This is a genomic window from Pseudomonas sp. SB113 (assembly GCF_040754745.1).
GTDB classification, from domain to species: Bacteria; Pseudomonadota; Gammaproteobacteria; order Pseudomonadales; family Pseudomonadaceae; genus Aquipseudomonas; species Aquipseudomonas grimontii.
Genome location: NZ_JBFMHW010000246.1, coordinates 1 through 389 on the forward strand (window position 1 = coordinate 1; position 389 = coordinate 389).

Consider the following 389-nt stretch of genomic DNA (forward strand, 5'->3'; position numbering starts at 1 on the left):
GTATTGATCACGGATAAGCCCCCCGACCCACGTTATCGACGGGAAGCTAGTGCGGCTTACTTGCGCGAGGCTGTTCGTTTCTTTCAGCCGCGATTCAAGCCTCACACAAGGCACGCCCGTTAAAGCTTGCGGCAAGACCGTTCAAGAAGGGTTTGTCGTGGGAATTTTAATTGGACTGGTGTTGACGATGGGCTGCGTTTTGGGCGGCTTAATGGCTATGGGCGGTCACATCGGCGTCCTGTGGCAGCCTTGGGAAGTCGTCATCATCTGCGGTGCTGCCTTGGGTTCCTTCCTTGTCGCAAACCCGATGAAGGTGGTGAAGGACACCGCCAAGGCCTTTGTCGAGGCGGTGCAGCAGAAGGTTCCGAAAGAGCGTGAATATCTCGAAA

Annotated in this window: 1 protein-coding gene; it reads left to right on the plus strand. The window is 55.5% G+C overall.

Features of this window, described 5'->3' with window-relative positions:
- Nucleotides 1–157: 157 nt before the first annotated feature.
- Nucleotides 158–389, plus strand: a 232-nt coding sequence (locus tag AB1462_RS32405; protein WP_367249219.1) for a motility-associated protein, incomplete at its 3' end; no start/stop codon positions are given.